Source organism: Rhizobium sp. CAU 1783, assembly GCF_054551725.1.
This window is the reverse complement of sequence record NZ_JBTOLM010000007.1, coordinates 1-19800: the sequence shown is the minus strand read 5'-3', so window position 1 is coordinate 19800 and position 19800 is coordinate 1. Positions and strand designations below refer to the sequence as shown.

Below are 19800 nucleotides of genomic sequence, written 5' to 3'. Positions count from 1 at the left end.
TCAATCCTTGTTCAGCAGCGACTGGCGCAGAAAGACGATCAGCATCGAATAGGCGAGCAGGAGGACGAGCAGGACGAGCGCGATCGCCGAGGCATAGCCGAAGTCCAGCCGCTTGAAGGCCTGGGTGAAGATGTAGGATGCGACGATCTGGGTCCGGTCGGCCGGGCCGCCATTGGTCATCACAATGATCAGGTCGGCAAAGTTCGAGATCCAGACGGTCCTGAGCAGCACGGTGATCGCAATGGTCGGCGCGAGGAAGGGCAGGGTGATCGACATGAACCGCTGCACCGGACCTGCGCCGTCGATCGAGGCTGCCTCGTAAAGGTCGCGCGGAATTGCCTGAAGTGCGGCGAGCAGGGTGATGGCGAAGAAGGGGATGCCCCACCAGACGTTGGCGACGATCGGCCCCCACATGGCGAGGTCGGGATCGGCAAGAATATTGTTCGGCGCGTCGAGGATGCCGAGCGCGTGAAGCCAGTGCGGCAGGGGACCGATCACCGGATTGAAGAGCCAGGCCCAGTTGAGGCCTGCGAGAAAGCTCGGGACCGCCCAGGGAAGGAAGACGAGGGCCTGCGCAAGACCGCGGCCGCGGAACGGCTTGTCGAGCAGCAGCGCGAGGATGAGGCCGAAGACGAACTGCAGGAAGACCGAAGCGCCGGTCCACCAAAGGGTGTTCTTCAGCGCCCGGAAGAAGTCGTCGTCCCGACCGAGCGCCCGAAAATGGTCGAGACCGATAAAACCGCCGGAAAACGGATTGAGCAACTGGATGTCGCGAAATGCGTAGGAGACGCCGAGTACCAGCGGCACCAGCATCACGGCAACGATCAGGAACAGCGCGGGGGCGCTGTAGAGATAAGGTTCCGACGCATCCGCGAGCCGCTTTACGAGCGGGCGTCGGTCATCGGGTCGTGCGGGCGAATTCATCGGCTCGATTCCGTTCGGCAATCAGACATGAAGGGGTCCGGGCGGACTTTTCCGCCCGGACGGATCGCCTTACTTGGCGAGGTGCTTCTGTTGCGCCTTGGTCAAGTAGTCGGCCCACTGGTTGGCCAGTTCCTCAGGCGTGATGTCGCCGAGCAGCGCCTGCTGAGAGGTCTTGATCACGAGCGAGTCCTTGAAGAAGGCGAACTCCTCGAGATGGGTCGGCATCACGGTCGGAACGGCGTCCTTGTCGGCCAGTTCCTCGAACCAGCCCTTGAACTGCGGGCTGGAGTAGAAGGGGTCCTTTTCGGCGGACTTCAGCGCCGGCAATGCGCCGGTCCGCTTGTTCCACTCGATGTTGCCCTCCGGACCTTCGAGGGTCTCGATCAGCTTCCAGGAAAGGTCCTTGTTCTCGCTCTTCGCCATCATCGACCAGCCGGCATAGCCGATGGTCGGGAAGGTCTTGCCGTCCGGACCCTTCGGCATGGTCATGATGCCGTAGTCTTCCGACTTCATGTGCTCGGCGATCGCGATCAGCGCATCCGGATCCTGGTCAAGGAAGGCGCAGGTGCCGCTGTAGAAACCGGCGACGATTTCGTTGAAGCCCCAGTTGACCGAGTCCTTCGGTGCATAACCGTTCTTGTAGAGGTCGATCAGCCAGGTGAGGCCCTTGACCCAGCCTTCCGAATTGAAGGTGGAGGTGCCGTCTTCGTTGAAGAACTTGTTGGAGCCGGCCATCGAGGCGCCGAACATCACCCAGCCGTTCAGGCCGCCCGGACCACCGCGCAGGCAGTAGCCGTACTTGCCCGAGATGGCAGAGACCTTCTTCGAGGCTTCTGCGAACTCGTCCATGGTCTTCGGCGGCTCGGAGACGCCGGCCTCCGCGAGCAGCTTCTTGTTGTAGAACATGGCGCGCAGGTAGAAGCCGTAGGGAAGCATGTAGGCCGTGTCCTTGACGTCGCGGCCGAGTTCAAGCGCGCGATCGCTGAGGTCGGACGTCTTGTCCCACTTGGCAAGATAAGGTTCCAGACTCTCGAGCATGCCGTTGTTGGCGTAGAGCGACAGCCAGGTGTCCGGCATTTCCATGACGTCCGGAATTTCTCCGGCCGAAACCATGGTGGCGAACTTCTGGAAGGCTTCACCCCAAGGGAGGGAGATGATCTCCACCTTGGTTCCGGGGTTGGCCGCCTCGAACTTCGAAACGATCGACTTCAAGGTCTCGGTGCGTTCGGGACTGGTGATGACTTCGACGAGCTTCAGCGTCGTGTCGGCGAGAGCTGTTCCGGCCATGAGCGCGCTCATCAGGGCGGCGGTCAGAAGTGTTTTCATGCGTAGTTCCTCCTCTTTTGTGTGTTGGTGCGGCAAGAGATTCAGGTTGTGGTCGCGGCGGCCATCGCCGCTTCCAGGTCACTCCACAGAGCCTCGGTTCCTTCGAGGCCTACATGGAGACGAACGGACCGCGCACTGATGCCGAAAGTGTGCGCGGAGTTGGGTTGGGCCTTCTGCTGAAGGACGACTTCGCCGGGCACGATCAGGCTCTCGTGTCCGCCCCAGCTGACGCCCAGCTTGAAGAGCTTCAGGTTGTCGGCGAAGGCGCGGATGTCGATGCCTTCGCGGAAGATGAAGGAGAACAGGCCCGACGTGCCGGAAAGGCCGGGCGGCAGCTGGTTCGCCAGTGCCGGATGCTGCACCCGCTCGACGATCGCGAGCGATTGAAGGCGCTTGGCGATTTCGAGGCCGGAAGCCTCGTGGGCCTTCATGCGCACTGGGAGCGTGCGCATGCCGCGCACCAGCAGCCATGCGTCGAAAGGCGAGAGCTTGCCGCCGAGATAGGGAAGCGTTTCCCCGCGGATCCGGTCGATCAGGTGCTTGGGGCCGGCGACCACGCCGGCGACCACGTCGCTGTGGCCGCCGAGATATTTCGAGGCCGAGTGCAGGACCAGATCGACACCAAGGGTCAACGGGCGCTGGAAGACGGGGCTCGCCCAGCTGTTGTCGATCACGCTGATGACGCCGTGCTCTTTCGCGAGCTTGGCGAGGGCGCCGACGTCATGGGCCTCCATGGTCCAGCTCGTCGGGCTTTCCATGTAGAAGAGCTTGGCGCCGGGAAGCGCCTTGGCCACCGCATCCTCATCAAGGCCGTCGACATAGGTCACCTCGACCTTCATGCGCTTCAGCAGAGTGCCGAACAGGCGGAAGGCATCCGGATAGACATGGCGGACCGCGACGATGCGGTCGCCCGGCTCGACGAAGGTCAGGACGGTCGAGGAGATCGCGGCCATGCCGCTGCCGAAGCCGAGCGCATCCTCGCCGCATTCGAGCCTGGCCAGCATCTCCTCGAAGACGCGCACGGTGGGGTTCAGACCGCGCGAATAGACGGGGCGGACCTTTTCGCCGCGATAGGTCTCGACCATCTCGTCATAGCTGGAAAAGGTGAACAGCGAGGTCTGCACGATCGGTGGTACGACGGCGTCGAAGGCGTTGCTCTCGTCATGGGCGACGATGAGCGAGGCATAGTCAAACGGTTCTGACCCGTTGATCATTTGGACATTTCCTTGATGTCTTCCTCGACCACGTCGAGGATCTTGATGGTCTCGCGACGGGCTGCCTCGGTGTCCTGGGCGGCGATCGCATTGAACAGGGTGCGGTGATATGGAAAGGAGCGGCGGGCGAAGTCCGGTCGGTCGAAGGGTTTCTCCCAGAAGCGCTCGAAGGCTTCGCGCATCTGCTCGAGCAGCTGGCGGAACAGCGGGTTATGCGTTGCGTCATAGATCGCCAGATGGAAGGCCAGGTCCTCCTCGCCGGCGGTGCCCTTGAGAAGGTGCACGCGCTCCATTTCGTCTAGCTTCTCCTCGATGTTGACGAGGTCTGCGTCGGTGCGTCGGCGGGCGGCCACCATACAGGCCTCGCATTCGATGCCGCGGCGAACCTCGAGCGTCTGCAGGAGCGCGTCGCGGACGCTTGCTGTTTCAACCGAGAGCGGCATATGAATCGTCGCCGAAGTGATCGGCTTCAGGAGATAGGTGCCGCTTCCCTTTCGGGTTTCCATGACGCCGAGCGCCTGGAAGTGGCGGATCACCTCGCGGATCGTCGACCGTCCGACGCCGAGTGCTGCCATCAGCTCACGCTCGGCAGGGAGCCGGTCTCCGCCAGCGAGGTTTGCTTGGTCGATGTAGGCGGCAAGCGAATCCATAACCTGGCGGGCGCGGTCCATCGTCGGCAACGGCGCGATCGGCGGTCTGGGGTTCGACGAGATCGTCATGGCGAGCTTGCCCTAAAATTGGTCTGACAACATACCATTTCGCATTCATTGGTTTTGGTCAATAACAAATCTGTCGTTTTCCCCGGCGACCTCTCCGGAGAGATGCAGTTCCCTGTTGGCGAGGACTGAGCGGACCTTTCGCCGCGCGCTGCGGGGCCTATATTCGCGAGACGTTGCGAAGAAGGAGTCCACGATGGTGTCGGTCACGCAATTCAATCTCGAGGGGCGGACGGCGCTCGTCACGGGTTCGTCGCGGGGCCTCGGCCAAGCGATCGCGCGGGGACTGGCGGAGGCCGGTGCGACCGTCGTTCTGAACGGGATGGATGCCGAGCGGCTCACCGTGGCCACCGATGCTCTGAGGGCGGAGGGGCATTCGGTTCACGCCGCGGCCTTCGACGTGACGGATGAAGCCGCGGTGACCGACGCCTTCCGACGTCTCGACGCGGCAGGGATCGAAGTCGACATCCTGGTCAACAATGCCGGTATCCAGCTTCGAAAGCCGCTCGTCGATTTCTCTGCAGAAGAATGGCATCGCGTTCTGGACACCAACCTCACCAGTGCTTTCCTCGTTGGCCGAGAGGCGGCTCGCCGCATGATCCCGCGCGGCTGCGGCAAGGTGATCAACATCGGTTCGCTGATGAGCAATTTTGCCCGCCCGACTGTCGCGCCGTACACGGCGGCCAAGGGCGGGATCAAGCTTCTGACCCAAGCCATGGCGGCGGAATGGGCCGAGCACGGCATCCAGGCCAATGCCATCGGTCCGGGCTACATGCTGACGGACATGAACCAAGCGTTGACCAGCAATCCGCAATTCGATTCCTGGGTGAAATCCCGCACGCCGTCCCGCCGTTGGGGGCGCCCAGAGGAGCTGGTCGGCACGGCCATCTTCCTGTCGTCGGCAGCGTCCGACTACGTCAACGGCCAGATCATCTATGTCGACGGAGGGATGAGCGCGGTCTTGTGACGAAGCCGCCCCCGACACCTTGGGACATGGCGTGGGCGAAGCCTTGACCTCCGTTCGCTGCTCCACCAGTCTGCAAGCCGATTTGAAAAACCGATTGCAGGGAACCCGGAATGGCTCACGAACTCAATCTCCAAAGGGGTGCGCCTGCACTCCTGCGCAACGTCTCGCTCGACACCGACGAAATCTGGGAGGTTCGCCGCGATCTGGCCGTCTCGCTGCGTATGGCGGCACGGCTCGGCCTGGAGGAGGGGATCTGTAACCACTTTTCCGCCGTCGTCCCCGGTCATCCGGATCTCTTTCTCGTCAACCGGCTCGGCTGGGCCTTCGAGGAGGCGACCGCTTCGTCGCTTCTGATCTGCGATTTCGACGGCCACGTGGTCGCCGGCGACGGTGAGCCGGAAGCGACCGCGTTCTACATTCATGCCCGGCTGCACAAGATGGCACCGCGCGTCGGGGCTGCTTTCCATACCCACATGCCGAACGCGACGGCGCTCAGCATGGTGGAGGGGGATCCGCTGGTCTATGCCGGCCAGACGGCGCTCAAGTTTTACGGGCGCGTCGCCGTCGACGACAATTACAATGGCCTGGCACTCGACGAGCGCGAAGGCGATCGCATCGCCGCCGTGCTCGGCGACAAGGACATCATCTTCATGCGCAATCATGGGGTCATGGTCTGTGCACCCAACATCGCCGAAGCCTGGGACGATCTCTATTACCTGGAGCGCGCCGCGGAGGCGCAGTTGAAGGCGATGAGCACCGGGCGCAGGTTGCTGCCGGTTCCGGCTTCCATCGCGGAGGCCGCCGCCCGCCAGATGCGCGAAGGCGATCCGGCGAGCGCACGCATGCATATGGAGAGCCTGCGCCGTCGCTTCGACCGGGACGAGCCGGACTATCGCGACTGAGCCTGATGTCCTGACCTGAACAGAAAAGCCCTCCCGGTGTCGTCCGGGAGGGCTTCTTCAGTTGTCGGAAGTGCGCGGCCTTAGTGGTTGTGACGCGGCGGGGTTTTTGCGATCTGGCGGAAGGCGTCCGCACCGGTGATCGTCGCGCCGTCGGAGAGCTGCGTGACGGTCTGCCTGTAGATCTTTTGCCACGGAGTCGCGTCGGCCGGGACCTTCGGAATGCCGTCCGCCTTGCGCCGTTCGATTTCGTCCTCCTCGACCAGCATGTCGCACTGACCATTGTTGAAATCGATGCGGATCATATCCCCGGTGCGGATCCAGGCGAGCCCGCCGCCGGCGGCGCTCTCCGGCGAGGCGTTGAGGATCGACGGGCTGTCGGCGGTGCCGGACTGGCGGCCGTCACCGATCGTCGGCAGGCTCATGATGCCCTTTTTCAGGAGATGATCCGGCGGCTGCATGTTGACCACTTCGGCCGAGCCCGGCCATCCCTTCGGTCCGGCGCCGCGGATCACCAGGATGCAGTTCTCGTCGATGTCGAGCGCGGGATCGTTGATGCGCTTGTGGTAATCCTCCGAGCCGTCGAAGACGATGGCGCGGCCCTCAAACACGCCCTCGCGGCCGGGTTCCTGGAGGTAGCGCTGGCGGAAGCCTTCGGACACGACGCTCATCTTCATGATGGCGAAGTCGAACAGATTGCCCTTGAGCACCAGGAAGCCGGCCCGTTCGCGCATCGGCGCGTCATAGGGCTTGATGACCTCACGGTCGTCGGATTCGCGACCTTCCAGGTTTTCCGCCATGGTCTTGCCGGTGACCGTCGGACAGGAACCGTCGAGCTTGCCGGCCTTCAGCAGTTCCCACATGATCGCCGGCACGCCGCCGGCGCGGTGGAAGCGCTCGCCGAGATAGGCGCCCGCTGGCTGGACGTTGGCGAGCAGCGGAATATCGAAGCCGTGCACCTGCCAGTCGTCGGGATGCAGCTCGACGCCGGCATGTTTGGCCATGGCGGCGAGATGCGGCTGGGCATTGGTCGAGCCGCCGATCGCCGAGTTGACCTTGATGGCGTTGAGGAAGGCGGCGCGTGTCAGTATGTCGGACGGCTTGATGTCCTGCAGCACCAGTTCGACGGCGCGGCGGCCGGTGCGGTAGGCCATCTGGCCGCGCTCGCGATAGGCGGCCGGAATGGCGGCGCAGCCGGTCAGCGACATGCCGAGCGCCTCGGCCATGGCATTCATGGTCGAGGCCGTGCCCATGGTGTTGCAGTGGCCGACCGAGGGGGCGGAATCGAGCGCCGCTTCGAGGAATTCCTCGCGGGTGATCTCGCCGGCGGCGAGCTTGCGACGCGAGCGCCAGATGACGGTGCCGGAGCCGACGAGGTCGCCGTCATGCCAGCCGTCGAGCATCGGACCGCCGGAAAAGACGATCGCCGGAATGTCGACGGTCGAGGCCGCCATCAGGGCTGACGGCGTGGTCTTGTCGCAGCCGGTCGTCAGCACCACGCCGTCGAGCGGGTAGCCGTAGAGGATCTCGACTAGGCCGAGATAAGCGAGGTTGCGGTCGAGCGCTGCGGTCGGGCGCTTGCAGTTCTCGAACAGCGGATGGGTCGGGAACTCGATCGGAATGCCGCCGGCGTCGCGGATACCGTCGCGCAGGCGCTTGGCGAGGTCGAGATGGTGGCGGTTGCACGGATTGAGATCGCTGCCCGACTGGGCGATACCGATGATCGGCTTGCCCGAACGCAGTTCCTCCGGCGTGGTGCCGTAGTTCATGAACCGCTCGAGATAAAGCGCCGTCAGATCGATATGGTCCGGATTGTCGAACCAGTCCTGGGACCGCAGGCGGCGGGTCGGTTTCGTCTCGTCGCTCATCGGTTTTCCTCCCCTTGGCGTTGATTGATTTTTTCCAGATGCAGCAGCAGGCCGCTGTGGTCGGTTTCGCCACCGCCATCGGCCACGAAGTCGCGGAATTCGTCGCGGACCTGTGCGGTCAGCGGAAGGTCGAGCGAAAAGAGCTCGGCCATGGCGGCGACGGCATCGAGGTCCTTCAACTGCAGTCGCGAGGGGCCGCCGGGCGCGAAGGTCCGGGCCACCATGCGCCCGCCGTGCAAGTCAAGGATCCGGCTTTCGGCAAAGCCGCCGCGGATCGCGTCGCGGAATTTCTCGCGGCTGGCGCCGCCTGCTTCGACGAGGATCATGGCCTCGGCCACCGCGCCGATGGTGATGGCGACGATCTGCTGGTTGGCGAGCTTGCAGATCTGGCCGGCACCGGAGGGGCCGACATGGGTGACGCGACCGAGAGCGGCAAAGACGTCGCCGAGGCTTTCGACAATCGTCGCATCACCGCCGGCCATGATGGCAAGCGTTCCCGCCTCGGCGCCGACGACGCCGCCGGAGACCGGGGCGTCGACATGGGCGATGCCGGCTTCGGCCAACTGTGCCGCATGGTCGCGGGCGATGGGCGGTGCGATCGAGGAGCTGTCGATGACGAGCGCGCCGGACTTCAGGGCCGCCTTCACGCCGCCGGCGAACAGGACCTCTCCGACCGCCTTGCCGTCGCTCAGCATGGTGATGACGACGTCGGCGCCGGTTACAGCCTCTGCCGCAGTCGCCGCAACGTTTGCGCCGTCGGCCGCAAGCGCCTGCGCCTTCGATGGGTCGCGGTTCCAGACGGTGACCGGAAAACCGGCCTTCAGCAGCCGGCGGGCCATCGGTGCGCCCATCAAGCCGGTGCCGAGAAAGGCGATCCGGCGCTTGACGGCCGGTGTTGCCTGAATGGATGCGGTCACAGCTTTCCTCCCATTTCGTCCTCGATATGGACGCGGATGATCTCTTCGAACGACGTCTCGGCGGTGAAGCCGAGGGCTGTTGCCCGCTTCGCTTCGAAGCCCGGAGCCCAGCCAGCGCACATGCGCATGATCATCTCATCCGGTTCCCGGCGGATGAGCTTGACGGCCTTGTCTCCGGCGACGCGGCGCAACGCTTCGATCTGTTCTCCGACCGTGGCGCTCAGCCCCGGCATCGAAAGATTGCGGCGGGGGCCGACCGCGTCAAGGTCGATCGTTGCGCCGTGGATCAGGAAGCCGACGGCCGAGCGCGGTGAAGCATGCCAGTGGCGGATGTCGTCGGGCACGGGCAGGACGGCCTCGATACCGGCCAGCGGCTCGCGCAGGATGTTGGAGAAGAAGCCGGAAGCGGCCTTGTTCGGTTTGCCGGGGCGAATGCAGATGGTCGGTAGGCGAATGCCGATGCCGTCGAAGAAGCCGCGACGCGAATAGTCCGAGAGCAGAAGCTCGCATATCGCCTTTTGCGTGCCGTAGCTGGTCAGCGGCGTGGTGTGGAATTCGTCCGGGATCGGATAGGGCAGCGGCGCGCCGAAGACGGCGATCGACGAGGTGAACACGACGCGCGGCTTGTAGCCATCCTGGCCATGGGCGATGCGGATGGCGTCGAACAGATAGCGCGTGCCGTCGAGGTTGATGCGATAACCCTTGTCGAAGTCCAGTTCGGCTTCGCCGGAGACGATCGCAGCGAGGTGAAAGATGGCGTCGGGACGGCCGGCGATGAGGCGTTCGGCTTCGCCCGGCGTCGAGAGGTCGACGGTTTCGAGGGTCACTTTGCCGGTAAAGCCTTCCGGTGCCTCGGGGGTGACGACGTCAACCAGGGTCATCGCCTCGATCGGGCGGCTGCCAAGCGCCCTGTCGCTCGTGAGGCGTTGCGCGAGCTTGCGGCCGACCATGCCGGCGGCGCCGATGATGAGAATGTGCATGGGAATCCTCCTCCCTGTGATGCGGGTCACCCTCCGAACAGGCGGGTGGTGATACCCAAACAAAAATATTGTAAGGTTGTCTGATAACCTTATATGATGAGTTTGGAAACAGAATAGTTGATTGCTGTGCTGAGATGGCCCGAGGTCTTGTGGATCGTCGGCAGGACCGGCGCAATACGGGAGAAATGTGGTGAGCGGACAGGACGGGGCGGCGCGGCAAGTGCAGTATGAGGAGCGTCTGGTGCAGGCACTCGGTGCGGATCTCGTGCTCGTCGGCGACGAGGTGGCGCGCTACTGCAGTGACTGGCATGGCGACGTGACGACGGGTGCTGTCGCTGTTCTTCGTCCGCGCTCAACCGAAGATGTGGCGGCTGCGGTAAAGGCCTGCGCCGCACTCGGTCTTTCCATCGTGCCCCAGGGTGGCAATACCGGACTTGTACTGGGGGCGACGCCCGACGATCCGGCGCGCCAGGTCGTCATCAGCCTCGAGCGCATGACGCGGATCCGCCGCATCGACGCCGACGACTTTTCCGCGGTCGTGGAGGCCGGTTGCATCCTTTCCGAGTTCAAGGATGCGGTGGCGCGCGAAGGCATGTTCTTCCCGTTGGCGCTTGGCGCGCAAGGCTCCTGTCGCATCGGCGGCAACGTCTCCACCAATGCCGGCGGCATCAACGTGCTGCGCTATGGCATGACCCGCGAACTGGTTCTCGGTCTCGAAGTTGTGCTGCCGGACGGCACGATATTCGACGGGTTGTCGACGCTGCGAAAGGACAATCGCGGCATTGATCTCAAGCAGATCTTCATTGGCGCGGAGGGGACGCTCGGCATCGTGACCGCGGTTTCCGTCAAGCTGACGCCGGAACCGGATCAGGTTGCGACGGCGCTTCTCGGCCTCAACGCGCTCGATGACGCCATCGCGCTCTTCCGTCGCGCTCGCCGCGATTGCTGCGATCTCATGTCGGCCTTCGAATTCATGCCGCCGCTCGCCTTCGTGCTGGCGCACGAGGCGATCCCCGATCTGCCGATGCCGATCGCCGGAGACTACCCCGCCTATGTGCTGATGGAGATCTCGGGCTCCGGACTGGTCGACATCAACGACCTCATGGAGCGCTTCCTGGGGGCGGTGATGGAGGAGGGGCTCGTCGCCGACGGGGTGATCGCCAGCTCCAAGGCCCAGGCCCGCAATCTCTGGCTCTTCCGGGAGGGTATGAACGAGGGACAGGCCAAGCGCGGCCCGCATCTGCGCACCGACATTTCCGTGCCGCTGTCGCGACTTGCAGACTTCGTGCGCGATGCCGAGGCGGCCGTCAGTGCTGCCCTTCCGGACTGCGTCAACGTCTCCTACGGCCATGTCGGGGACGGCAATGTTCATCTGAACGTGCTGCCGCCGTCGGGTCTGGCGCCGGAGGAGATCGCGTCACGGATTTACAAGGCCAAGTCCGTCATCAACACGGTTCTCGACACTTATCAGGGTTCGATCAGCGCGGAACACGGCATCGGTCGTCTGAAGCGGCCAGACTACGACGCCCGTCTGCCGGAGGTGCGGCGCAAGCTGCTGACGGCGTTGAAGACGGCGATCGATCCGACTTTGGTCATGAACCCGGGTTGCCAATTGAATTTCGAACGAAATTCATAGAAAACCGCCGGGGGATCGCAGGAGAACGGGACGGTATGTCGGTGGATTTCGGTCAGATCAGGCGCGGCGAGCATCTGCCTGCGCGTATTGCCGCGCAGATCGGTCGGGAGATCGCGGAGGGGCGCATCCTGCCCGGTGAGAAATTGCCGACGGAGCATTTCCTCGCCAACAGTTTCGGCGTCAGCCGGTCGGTCGTGCGGGAGGCAATCGCCCAGCTTCGAAACGAAGGCCTCGTTGAAACGCGCCAAGGCGTCGGGGCTTTCGCCACCGAGTTGCAGGCCCGCCAGTCGATCCGCATCGAGCAGGACGACTTGCACGACAGGGCGAGCTTTCGCGACCTTTTTCAGTTGCGCATGCCGCTGGAGATAGAAGCTGCGGGTCTGGCCGCCATTCACCACACCGCCGCCGACCTCGCCAAGCTCGACGAGACGCTTGCCGCCATGACCGGGGCGGACAAGTGGACGGACCAGGGGATCGTCGCCGACCTTGCCTTTCATCGCGCGGTCGCCGCCGCCACCGGCAACGAGTATTTCTCGCTGTTCATCGGCTTCATTGCCGAGCGCATCAGCTTGGCGATCAACGCGGCTCGGGCAACGGCGGTTCTTGAGGAGATCGTCGAGGTGACGATCGCGGAACATGTGGCGATCCGTGATGCGATCGCCGGCCGGGTTCCGCAGAAGGCGCGTGAGGCGATGAAGCTTCATCTGCTCGGCGCCGCAGGCCGCCTCGATCTGACGCTCGAGACCGACTGAGGTCGCTCTTCGGTCCGAGGATGGGTGTCCCGCGACTGGCCCCGCAAGCCGGAAGGGGTTTTTCACAGGCTGCTATTTTACGCGCTGGACAGTGGCAAAAAGTATGACTAAAACGTTGTAAGTTACGTTGTCAGACATCCTGACAATACGGCAAGGGTGCTGGAGGGCGCATCTTGCGTTCAGAACGAGGGAGGGTGGACTTGGGTTCCAAGCATTCGCTGCATGCCGTGAAGATTTTGCCGGAGGACGCCGCCGAGGCCCTTCTGATCGGTCGCGTCTGGTCCAAAGCGGCCAACGGCCCGTGCCCCGTGTTGGTCAGAAACGGCCGCCTTCTCGACCTTTCGCCGATCTCGCCCACCGTCTCGTCGCTCCTTGAAATCGACGGCATCGCGGCTCGGCTGAAAGCTGCGGGCGATCTTGCCGAACTCGGTTCGGTGGATGATTTCCTGTCGGGCGATGCCGGAGAACTTCTGGCGCCGGTCGATCTCCAGGCGATCAAGGCCGCTGGCGTCACATTCGCAGACAGCATGCTGGAGCGCGTGATCGAGGAGCAGGCCAAGGGCGATTCCTCTCGTGCGCTGGAAATCCGCAAGCGTCTCGCACCCGTGCTCGGCGACAGCCTTCGTGGTGTCGTCGCGGGTTCGGAACAGGCCGCCCGGGTCAAGGCGCTGCTTCAGGACATGAACCTCTGGTCCCAGTATCTCGAGGTCGGTATCGGCCCGGATGCGGAAATCTTCACCAAGGCTCAGCCGATGTCGGCCGTCGGCTGCGGGGCACTGGTTGGCATCCACCCGATCTCCGAATGGAACAATCCCGAGCCCGAAGTGGTGCTCGTGCTCCGTTCGAGCGGGGAGATTGTCGGCGCGACGCTCGGAAACGACGTCAACCTGCGCGACGTCGAAGGCCGTTCGGCACTGCTGCTCGGCAAGGCGAAGGACAACAACGCCTCCTGCGCGATCGGTCCGTTCATCCGGCTGTTCGACAACGGCTTCACGCTCGAGGATCTCGGTCGCGTGCGTGTTTCACTTCTCGTCGAGGGGGAGGACGGCTTCGAGATGACGGGCGAAAGCCCGATGGAGGCGATCAGCCGCAAACCGGCGGAGCTCGCCCGCCAGCTGATGAACCGCAATCACCAGTATCCGGACGGCGCCGTTCTGTTTCTCGGCACGATGTTCGCGCCGGTCAAGGACCGCCGCGGCGCGGGCAAGGGCTTCACCCATGAACTCGGCGACCGGGTCGAGATTGCCACGCCGAAGCTCGGCCGCCTGGTCAACTGGGTTCAGCGCAGCGACGCCTGCCCGGAATGGACCTTCGGCATCGGCGCCCTCATGAAAAATCTCGCCCAGCGCGGCCTCTTGTGAACGAGGCGGGGAGGAACACGTGCAAAAACTAGTCGATCTTTTCTACAAGGTTCTGGAGTACCTGCTGATCCTGCTTCTGGCGGGCATGGCCGTCATGGTCTTTATCAATGTGGTGATGCGTTACACCATGAATTCAGGCCTGACCGTTTCGGATGAGATGGCGCGCTATTTCTTCGTCTGGCTTACCTTCATCGGCGCTGTCGTGGCGTTTCGCGAACATGGTCACATGGGTGTTGAAACCTTGGTGGCGATGTTCGGACGCAAGGGGCGCGTAATCTGCATGGCGCTCAGCAACATCGTGATCATCGGCGTGTCGGCGATCTTCTTCTGGGGAACCTGGAAACAGTTTCCCATCAATTGGAGCATGAGCGCCCCGGTGACCGGCCTGTCCATGGGGTTCGTCTACGGCATCGGCTTCTTCACCGGCGCTGGCTGCATCCTGATCGCCGTCGAGCGCCTCATCCGTATTCTGACCGGTCGCGTGACCGAGAATGAACTGGCGGCCTTCGCGGGCGAAAACATGTCCATCGAGCATCTGGTGGAGCGTAGCTGATGACCCTTCTCGTCTTCATTGCCTCCCTGCTCAGCGCCATGGCGATCGGTGTTCCCGTCGCCTTCGCCCTGATGTTCTGCGGTGTCGTCCTCATGTGGTTCATGGGGATGTTCAACAGCCAGATCATCGCTCAGAACATGATCATCGGCGCCGACACCTTTACGTTGCTGGCAATTCCGTTCTTCGTATTGGCTGGTGAATTGATGAACTCGGGCGGCCTGTCCAAGCGCATCATCGAGTTCGCGATCGCCTGCGTCGGCCATATCCGTGGCGGGCTCGGCATCGTCGCGATCATGGCTGCCGTGATCATGGCCTCGATTTCCGGCTCGGCCGCAGCCGACACCGCGGCGCTTGCCGCGATCCTCATCCCGATGATGGCGAAGGCCGGCTACAACGTGCCGCGCTCCGCCGGCCTGATCGCTTCGGGTGGCATCATCGCACCGGTCATCCCGCCGTCGATGGCCTTCATCGTCTTCGGCGTATCGGCCAACGTGTCGATCACCCAGCTGTTCATGGCCGGCATCGTGCCGGGTCTCTTGATGGGGCTGTCGCTGATCGTGACCTGGCAGTTCGTGGTTCGCAAGGACAATATCCAGCCGCTACCCAAGGCGCCGATGTCGGCGCGCATCAACGCCACGGGCCGCGCTGCCTGGGCGCTCGGCATGCCGGTGATCATCCTCGGCGGCATCAAGGCTGGCGTGGTGACCCCGACCGAGGCCGCCGTCATCGCCGCCTTCTACGCGCTGTTCGTCGGCATGGTGATCTATCGTGAGCTGAAGCCGCGCGATCTGCCGCGCGTCATCCTGCAGGCCGCCAAGACCACGTCTGTCATCATGTTCCTGGTCTGCGCCGCGCTTGTCTCGGCATGGCTCATCACCGCCGCCAACATTCCGGCCGAGATCACCAGCTACATCGAGCCGCTGATCGACCGTCCGAAACTGCTGGTCTTCGCGATCATGATCCTCATCCTGATCGTCGGCACCGCGCTTGACCTGACGCCGACCATCCTGATCCTGACACCGGTGCTGATGCCGATCATCAAGCAGGCGGGCGTCGATCCGATCTACTTCGGCGTCATGTTCATCATGAACTGCTGCATCGGCCTGATCACGCCGCCGGTGGGCGTCGTGCTCAATGTCGTCAGCGGCGTCGGCCGCGTGCCGCTCGGCAAGGTCGTCACCGGCATCGTGCCGTTCCTGCTGGCCCAGACGGCTCTCCTGATGCTGTTCGTGCTGTTTCCGGAAATCATCACCGTGCCCGCGCAGTGGCTGCGGTGATGGACTGACCTATCAACCTTCTCACTCAACCATCCATGGGAGGATACTATGAGAAAGCTTCTACTCACCACCACCGCCATCGCCTTCGCCTGCTCGACCGCCGCTCCGGCCTTCGCCGAGTTCAACGACCGTAACATCCGCGTCTCGAACGGCATCAATGCCGACCATCCGGTCGGCAACGGCATCAAGGCGATGCAGGAATGCCTCGACACCAAGTCCGGCGGCAAGCTGAAGCTGACCGCTTTCTGGGGCGGCGCGCTCGGCGGCGACCTGCAGGCGACCCAGGCGCTGCGTTCGGGTGTCCAGGAAGCCGTGGTTACCTCGTCCTCGCCGCTGGTCGGCATCGAACCGGCGCTCGGCGTGTTCGACCTGCCGTTCCTGTTCGCCAATGCCCAGGAAGCCTACAAGGTACTCGACGGCAAGTTCGGCGACATGATGAACGAGAAGATGGCCGCCGTCGGTCTCGTCAACCTGGCCTACTGGGAAAACGGCTTCCGCAACCTGTCGAACTCGGTTCGCCCGGTCACCAAGTGGGAAGACTTCGAAGGCATGAAGGTTCGCGTCATGCAGAACAACGTGTTCCTCGATACCTTCCAGAACCTTGGCGCCAACGCCACCCCGATGGCCTTTGGCGAAGTCTTCTCGGCGCTTGAAACCAAGACCATCGACGCCCAGGAAAACCCCTATGTGACGATCGACACTTCGAAGTTCTTCGAAGTGCAGAAGTATGTCACCGAGACCAACCACGCCTACACGCCGTTCCTGTTCCTGTTCTCCAAGGCGATCTTCGACACCTACACGCCGGAAGAACAGGCAGCGCTGCGTGAATGCGCCGTTGTCGGTCGCGACGTCGAGCGTCAGGTCATCGCCGACCTGAACAAGAAGTCGCTGGAGAAGATCAAGGCCGCCGGCCTCGAGGTCAACGTCCTGTCTCCGGAAGAGCAGGCCCGCATCCGCGAAAAGTCCATGGTCGTTTACGAAAAGCACAAGGCCACGATCGGCGCCGATGTTGTCGACGGGATCCTTGCTGAGCTCGCCGAGATCCGCAAGTAAGCCCTCACCGAATACCGCAGAGAAGCAGCCGTGCTCCTTCGCGGCCGCGCTCAAGAGGAGAAAGCCCGCGGCAGTCGCCGCGGGCTTTTTCGTGGGCTTCTGGCCATTAGATGGCATCGGACAAGGTGCGAGGAACGGCAACACGTCGCGGGCTTGGCAATTGCAAAGAGAAAAGGCCGCTTCGTCGAAGCGGCCTCTTGTCCCCAGATCCTGCTCGCCTGGCTCACGGCACGTCGAGAGGCCGGTCCGGCTGGCGCTTCTTCAACTGCTGTTCGCGGAAGAAGATGAACATGCCCGAGCCGACGATCAGCGCGGCACCGAACAGCATGGTGAGACGCGGGATATCGCCGAAGAACATCCAGCCGAAGATGATCGCCCAGAGCAGGAGCGTGTACTGCAGCGGCGCGACGGTCGCCGCGTCCGAGATCTTCAGCGCACGGTTGACCAGCATGTGCGCGCCCATGGCCACGACGCCGAGGAGGCAAAGTAGCGACAACTCCGACGGCGACGTGAGTGGTGTCCAGTCGAATGGGGCGAAGGCAAGGCCTGCAAGACCCGCGCCCAGCAGTTGGAAGAGCACGAGGGTCTTGTCGGGCGTGCCGCGCAGGCTGCGGCCGGAGAGCAGCATGAAGGCGAAGGCGAAGGTACCGACGATCGAGATGATCGCGGGCATGGTGAACATGGCGCTCGACGGCTCCAGCGTGATGATGACCCCGACGAAGCCGATGCAGATCGCCGTCCATCTCCTCCAGCCGACTTTCTCACCAAGCAGGAGCGGTGAGGCGGCCGCGACATAGATGGGGGCCGCCAGCCAGTAGGTCATGACGTCCGCGAGGGGCAGGTACATGACGGCATAGTAGAAGCAGAACACCTCCATGGTCGAAAAGAGCACACGTGACGCCTGCATCAGCGGCCGCTCTGCCTCGACGATCGGCTTCCAGCCGGCGCGCCAGAGGAACGGGGCAAGGATCAGCAGCGCCGCGATGGAGCGGATCAGCACGACCTGGCCGAGGCCGTAGCTCGCCACCAGCCATTTGCCCATGGCGTCGTTCAGCGCGAACATGAACATGCCGAGCAGCATGGTCGCCGGCCCGGCAAAGGCGCCGAGGCGGCCGGCGGTCGAAATCATCCGGGTATTGTCTGCCATCATATCCTCATCACTTGCGGAGCCTTCGGCTCTCAAAGGCTCGCCACGTCGGAAACCCTTCGGGAAACCGTGAAGGCGCGTTCGAGTTCGGGGTTGAGTTCCATGCCCAGACCTGGGCCGGGCGGCACCGTTATCATGCCGTTCTTCACTTCGGGAAGGGCGGTCACGAGATCGCGATACCAGGTGCGGTAAAAGGCGCGGACGCTTTCCTGGACCAGGGCATTCGGGGCGTTGAGCGAAAGGTGGGTCGAGGCGCACAGCACGACCGGGCCGGTGCAGTCGTGAGGGGCGACCGGCAGGTGCCAGGCTTCCGCCATCGAGGCGATCTTGCGGGCTTCCGACAGGCCACCGCACCAGGATATGTCGAGCATGACGACGCCGGCGGCGCCGGTCTCGATATAGTCGCGAAAGCCCCAGCGGCTTCCAAGTGTCTCGGAAGCGGAGATCGGCGCGGGGGAGGCATCCGCATAGCGCTTGAGGCTGGAGAGGCTGTCCATCTTGATCGGATCCTCGTGCCAGAAGGTCCCGTACGGTGTCAGCGCCTTGGCGATCTGGATCGCCGGTAGGAGCTGCCACATCGAATGGAACTCGACCATGATGTCCATCTTGTCGCCGACCGCGGCCCGGATCTTTTCGAAGGGCCTCAGCGCCTCCTTCAGATCGGGCACCGAAATATACTGGCCGCGCGTCTTCTCGGCCGCGGCATCGAAAGGCCAGATCTTCATCGCGGTAATGCCGTCTTCGAGCAGGGACAAGGCGAGTTCGTCGGCGCGGTGGAGGAAGCCGTTCAGGTCGTCATAGTCGCGGCCGGTCGAAAGGCCGTAATTCTCGGTGGTCTGGCCGGTCGCCTTCTTGATGTATTCGGTGCCGGCACAGGTGTTGTAGGTGCGGATTTCGCGGCGGGTGAAGCCGCCAAGCAATTGGGCGATCGGTTGGTTGGTCGCCTTGCCGAAGATGTCCCAGAGGGCGATGTCGAAGGCCGAGTTGCCGCGGACTTCCGCGCCGGACGAACGAAAGCCGACGTAGCCGACCAGATCGCCCGCGAGCCTGTCGATCTCGAGCGGATCCCGGCCGATGACGCGAGGCGCGACGTATTCGTGGATATAGGCTTCCACCGTCTCCGCGCCGAAGAAGGTTTCGCCGAGGCCGGTCAGTCCTTCATCGGTGTGGACGAGCAGCCAGAGAAGGTTGGCGCGTTCGGCGACGCGCACCGTTTCGAGGCGGGTGATTTTCATTGGGAGGCTCCCGTATTGACCCTAGAGCAGGCCGGCGGCGGCGAGTGCCTTCAGGCTCTCGTCGAAGTGCCGATTCATGAGTTCCGTAGCGGCTTGCGGATCGGATTCGACAATTGCTTCGGCAAGGTCGAGGTGAAGGCGGTTCATTGCTGCGCGCTCGTTGTCGCTTGCCCGGCTTTTCCAGCCGATCGGCCAGGTTTCGACGACCACGCCCTCGATCGCGCCGATGATGAGGGCGAAGACCGGGTTGCGGGAGGCGCGGGCGATCGCGAGGTGCAGCGCCAGATCGTGTTCCATGACGAGGGCAGGGCGATCGACAGCGTCCTGCATGGCCCGGGCATGCCCGAGGATCTCGGCTGCCTCGCGATCGGTGCGCAGCAGAGCGGCGAGCGCAGCCGTTCGTGCCTCGATCGTGCGGCGGGCATCCAGCAGTTGTCGGATGTCGATCTGGTCGGTGAAGAGGCCGTGGCGGAAGGTGAGCGCCATCGAGGTATCGTCGAGAACCGCAACGGTCGGGCGTTTGCCGGCGCCGAGGTCGATCAGGCGCAGTGCCGCGAGCGAGCGAAGCGCCTCGCGCACGACAGTGCGCGAAACTCTCAGTTCCTGGCTCAGCGCCGCTTCAGAGGGAAGGCGGTCGCCGGGTTTCAGCTCGCCCTCGCGGATCAATGTCGAAATGTGAGCTACGGCGCCGGTGACCAGATCACCGGTACTCGTCGCTGCAGAATGAATGTTGCTCATGGCCTATCCTACAGGTCTCGTAAACCTGTACTATAGGTTTCCAGGCCTGCCAAGAACCGTTTCGAATGGAGGGGGCCGGTTCTTGCCCCCCTGCTCCCGCTGTCAGATATCGGCCCTGAACGTCTGCTTCTGCGCACCGAGGCCCTGGATTCCGAGTTCGACGGTGTCGCCGGCTTTGAGGTAGCGGGGCGGCTTCATGCCCATTCCGACGCCGGGGGGCGTACCAGTGGAGATGAC

Annotated in this window: 19 protein-coding genes; 8 read left to right on the top strand and 11 right to left on the bottom strand. The window is 63.5% G+C overall.

What is annotated here, in order from left to right; translation table 11 throughout:
- The 4 genes from ACX93L_RS20600 to ACX93L_RS20585 all read right to left on the bottom strand — a co-directional run bounded on the left by ACX93L_RS20600 (position 1) and on the right by ACX93L_RS20585 (position 4183).
- Complete coding sequence (locus ACX93L_RS20600; protein ID WP_459406582.1) at positions 1-924, bottom strand: carbohydrate ABC transporter permease; 924 nt, start codon at positions 922-924, stop codon at positions 1-3.
- Between the two features lie 69 nt (positions 925-993).
- Positions 994-2250 (bottom strand): ABC transporter substrate-binding protein, encoded by a 1257-nt coding sequence (locus ACX93L_RS20595; RefSeq protein WP_169595288.1) that lies wholly within the window; start codon positions 2248-2250, stop codon positions 994-996.
- Between the two features lie 41 nt (positions 2251-2291).
- The gene (locus ACX93L_RS20590) at positions 2292-3464 is read right to left on the bottom strand and encodes a PLP-dependent transferase (RefSeq protein WP_459406581.1); all 1173 of its coding nucleotides are present in this window, start codon (positions 3462-3464) and stop codon (positions 2292-2294) included.
- A complete protein-coding gene (locus tag ACX93L_RS20585) occupies positions 3461-4183 on the bottom strand; it encodes a FadR/GntR family transcriptional regulator (RefSeq protein WP_459406580.1) in 723 nt (240 codons plus the stop codon). Before ACX93L_RS20585 ends, ACX93L_RS20590 begins: the two co-directional genes overlap by 4 nt.
- Before the next feature lie 196 nt (positions 4184-4379).
- On the opposite strand from ACX93L_RS20585, the gene ACX93L_RS20580 reads away from it, so the two are divergent.
- Entirely contained in the window at positions 4380-5147 is a 768-nt protein-coding gene (locus tag ACX93L_RS20580) for an SDR family oxidoreductase (RefSeq protein ID WP_459406681.1), read from the top strand.
- Positions 5148-5257: 110 nt separating this feature from the next.
- Positions 5258-6049: an aldolase gene (locus ACX93L_RS20575; protein ID WP_459406579.1), complete on the top strand. Its 792-nt coding sequence runs from the start codon at positions 5258-5260 to the stop codon at positions 6047-6049.
- An 80-nt stretch (positions 6050-6129) separates the two neighbouring features.
- Here the strand turns inward: ACX93L_RS20575 and ACX93L_RS20570 are convergent, their stop codons facing one another.
- Genes ACX93L_RS20570 through denD form a run of 3 tightly spaced genes read right to left on the bottom strand, consistent with a single transcriptional unit; the run spans position 6130 to position 9811 of the window.
- Entirely contained in the window at positions 6130-7914 is a 1785-nt protein-coding gene (locus ACX93L_RS20570) for an IlvD/Edd family dehydratase (RefSeq protein WP_459406578.1), read from the bottom strand.
- On the bottom strand, positions 7911-8831 hold the full coding sequence (locus tag ACX93L_RS20565) for an NAD(P)-dependent oxidoreductase (protein WP_459406577.1): 921 nt from the start codon (positions 8829-8831) through the stop codon (positions 7911-7913). Before ACX93L_RS20565 ends, ACX93L_RS20570 begins: the two co-directional genes overlap by 4 nt.
- Positions 8828-9811: a D-erythronate dehydrogenase gene (gene denD, locus ACX93L_RS20560; RefSeq protein ID WP_459406576.1), complete on the bottom strand. Its 984-nt coding sequence runs from the start codon at positions 9809-9811 to the stop codon at positions 8828-8830. Before denD ends, ACX93L_RS20565 begins: the two co-directional genes overlap by 4 nt.
- A gap of 187 nt (positions 9812-9998) precedes the next feature.
- Between denD and ACX93L_RS20555 the strand changes: the two genes are divergently transcribed.
- From ACX93L_RS20555 to ACX93L_RS20530, 6 genes are all read left to right on the top strand, one after another.
- Positions 9999-11447, top strand: coding sequence for an FAD-binding oxidoreductase (locus ACX93L_RS20555; RefSeq protein ID WP_459406575.1), 1449 nt, complete (start codon positions 9999-10001; stop codon positions 11445-11447).
- 35 nt (positions 11448-11482) lie between these two features.
- Positions 11483-12199 (top strand): FadR/GntR family transcriptional regulator, encoded by a 717-nt coding sequence (locus ACX93L_RS20550; protein ID WP_459406574.1) that lies wholly within the window; start codon positions 11483-11485, stop codon positions 12197-12199.
- Positions 12200-12399: 200 nt separating this feature from the next.
- Positions 12400-13560: a fumarylacetoacetate hydrolase family protein gene (locus ACX93L_RS20545; protein WP_459406573.1), complete on the top strand. Its 1161-nt coding sequence runs from the start codon at positions 12400-12402 to the stop codon at positions 13558-13560.
- Between the two features lie 19 nt (positions 13561-13579).
- The gene (locus ACX93L_RS20540; RefSeq protein ID WP_459406572.1) at positions 13580-14113 is read left to right on the top strand and encodes a TRAP transporter small permease; all 534 of its coding nucleotides are present in this window, start codon (positions 13580-13582) and stop codon (positions 14111-14113) included.
- The gene (locus ACX93L_RS20535) at positions 14113-15390 is read left to right on the top strand and encodes a TRAP transporter large permease (protein ID WP_459406571.1); all 1278 of its coding nucleotides are present in this window, start codon (positions 14113-14115) and stop codon (positions 15388-15390) included. The genes ACX93L_RS20540 and ACX93L_RS20535 overlap by 1 nt, the downstream gene beginning before the upstream one ends.
- Positions 15391-15438: 48 nt before the next feature.
- Entirely contained in the window at positions 15439-16443 is a 1005-nt protein-coding gene (locus ACX93L_RS20530) for a TRAP transporter substrate-binding protein (RefSeq protein ID WP_459406570.1), read from the top strand.
- A 223-nt stretch (positions 16444-16666) separates the two neighbouring features.
- Here the strand turns inward: ACX93L_RS20530 and ACX93L_RS20525 are convergent, their stop codons facing one another.
- From ACX93L_RS20525 to ACX93L_RS20510, 4 genes are all read right to left on the bottom strand, one after another.
- Positions 16667-17590 (bottom strand): DMT family transporter, encoded by a 924-nt coding sequence (locus tag ACX93L_RS20525; RefSeq protein WP_459406569.1) that lies wholly within the window; start codon positions 17588-17590, stop codon positions 16667-16669.
- 32 nt (positions 17591-17622) lie between these two features.
- Positions 17623-18825, bottom strand: a complete 1203-nt coding sequence (locus ACX93L_RS20520) for a mandelate racemase/muconate lactonizing enzyme family protein (protein ID WP_459406568.1) — start codon at positions 18823-18825, stop codon at positions 17623-17625.
- A 21-nt stretch (positions 18826-18846) separates the two neighbouring features.
- Entirely contained in the window at positions 18847-19554 is a 708-nt protein-coding gene (locus tag ACX93L_RS20515) for a FadR/GntR family transcriptional regulator (protein WP_459406680.1), read from the bottom strand.
- A gap of 111 nt (positions 19555-19665) precedes the next feature.
- Positions 19666-19800 (bottom strand): fumarylacetoacetate hydrolase family protein (locus tag ACX93L_RS20510; RefSeq protein ID WP_459406679.1); only part of this gene is annotated, 135 nt, incomplete at its 5' end.

Excerpts from the sequence above, each read along its gene's own strand:
- ACX93L_RS20530 (WP_459406570.1), top strand. The coding sequence starts at position 15,439 with ATGAGAAAGCTTCTACTCACCACCACCGCCATCGCCTTCGCCTGCTCG.
- ACX93L_RS20595 (WP_169595288.1), bottom strand. The coding sequence starts at position 2,250 with ATGAAAACACTTCTGACCGCCGCCCTGATGAGCGCGCTCATGGCCGGA.
- ACX93L_RS20570 (WP_459406578.1), bottom strand. The coding sequence starts at position 7,914 with ATGAGCGACGAGACGAAACCGACCCGCCGCCTGCGGTCCCAGGACTGG.
- denD (WP_459406576.1), bottom strand. The coding sequence starts at position 9,811 with ATGCACATTCTCATCATCGGCGCCGCCGGCATGGTCGGCCGCAAGCTC.
- ACX93L_RS20575 (WP_459406579.1), top strand. The coding sequence starts at position 5,258 with ATGGCTCACGAACTCAATCTCCAAAGGGGTGCGCCTGCACTCCTGCGC.
- ACX93L_RS20600 (WP_459406582.1), bottom strand. The coding sequence starts at position 924 with ATGAATTCGCCCGCACGACCCGATGACCGACGCCCGCTCGTAAAGCGG.
- ACX93L_RS20590 (WP_459406581.1), bottom strand. The coding sequence starts at position 3,464 with ATGATCAACGGGTCAGAACCGTTTGACTATGCCTCGCTCATCGTCGCC.
- ACX93L_RS20525 (WP_459406569.1), bottom strand. The coding sequence starts at position 17,590 with ATGGCAGACAATACCCGGATGATTTCGACCGCCGGCCGCCTCGGCGCC.
- ACX93L_RS20520 (WP_459406568.1), bottom strand. The coding sequence starts at position 18,825 with ATGAAAATCACCCGCCTCGAAACGGTGCGCGTCGCCGAACGCGCCAAC.
- ACX93L_RS20535 (WP_459406571.1), top strand. The coding sequence starts at position 14,113 with ATGACCCTTCTCGTCTTCATTGCCTCCCTGCTCAGCGCCATGGCGATC.
- ACX93L_RS20585 (WP_459406580.1), bottom strand. The coding sequence starts at position 4,183 with ATGACGATCTCGTCGAACCCCAGACCGCCGATCGCGCCGTTGCCGACG.
- ACX93L_RS20550 (WP_459406574.1), top strand. The coding sequence starts at position 11,483 with ATGTCGGTGGATTTCGGTCAGATCAGGCGCGGCGAGCATCTGCCTGCG.